At 39.5% G+C, this 1055-nt stretch carries 1 protein-coding gene; it reads right to left on the bottom strand.

What is annotated here, in order from left to right; genetic code table 11:
- Positions 1–22 precede the first annotated feature (22 nt).
- A complete protein-coding gene (locus J0N78_RS25480; protein WP_209125862.1) occupies positions 23–970 on the bottom strand; it encodes a dihydrodipicolinate synthase family protein in 948 nt (315 codons plus the stop codon).
- Between the last annotated feature and the right edge of the window lie 85 nt (positions 971–1055).

The raw sequence follows: 1055 nt of genomic DNA on the forward strand, positions 1-1055 counted from the left end.
CTGCAACCACCAATAAATCTCATTATGCTTTTGCTTTTTCCTCAATCAAGCCTACTTTTAGTAATCCTTGACGAATTTCCTCTACATCTTCTTCAGATAAAGGTAAAACAGGACGTCGTGCTAGGGAGCTGCTAATTAATCCACGTTGATACATGGCTTCTTTCATACGTAAATGAGAAGTCGAAGAAGGCTCATCCATTTTGTAAATCGCATGCTTTAATTCGAAAATACGGTCATAGACTTCGTTAGCTGCAGCTAAATCTTGGTTATTCACGCATTTTACTAACTCTGCGATTAGGTCTGGCACAAAGCAACCAAAACCAACAAGGGCACCATCAATGCCTTGAATTAAAGTAGGCAGTAGATATTCATCATGACAAGTTAATAGTGCTACATCTGGAGCCTGTTGTTTTAATGCCCTAACATCCACTTCATATTGCGCCATGTCTCTTTGTCCGACTTTAACAGCTACAACATTTGGAATTTTAGCCATTTCTAATAATTGCTCAGTTGTGTACGATGCTTTTGTCCACGTTGGATACTCATGAACAACAATACCAATGTTGATCGCTTCCGCTACGTCTTTGAAAAACTCAACCGTTGATTCTGGCTGCATACCAAATCGGATCCATGAGTGTGGCGGCATAAGTAGGATTCCTTCTCCACCTGCTTTTTCAACTGCTTGAGCATGTTGGATCGCTTCAATTGTTCCCTCAGCTGATACACCAGAAATGACTGGGATTCGACCTTGTAACTCATCAGCCGCAATTCGTACAGCTTCCGCACGATCTTCAGGAAGTAAAGTCATAATTTCACCTGTATGTCCGTTTACAACGATACCATTAACGCCTTCATGACTCGCTACCCAACGAACTAACTCACGAAATCCTTGCTCATCAATTGAATAATCCTCGTTAAATGGGATAAGAACTGCTGGAAATACACCGCTCCATTTTACTTTGTTTTTCATATTAAATTCCTCCTAATTGATTAATAAGTTTATAGTAAACGTTTACGTAACACAATAGTATAATGATAGCGCTTTTTTGTCAATA

The organism is Alkalihalobacillus sp. BA299, assembly GCF_017745675.1.
Taxonomy (GTDB): domain Bacteria; phylum Bacillota; class Bacilli; order Bacillales; family Bacillaceae_F; genus Alkalihalobacterium.

Excerpts from the sequence above, each read along its gene's own strand:
- J0N78_RS25480 (WP_209125862.1), bottom strand. The coding sequence starts at position 970 with ATGAAAAACAAAGTAAAATGGAGCGGTGTATTTCCAGCAGTTCTTATC.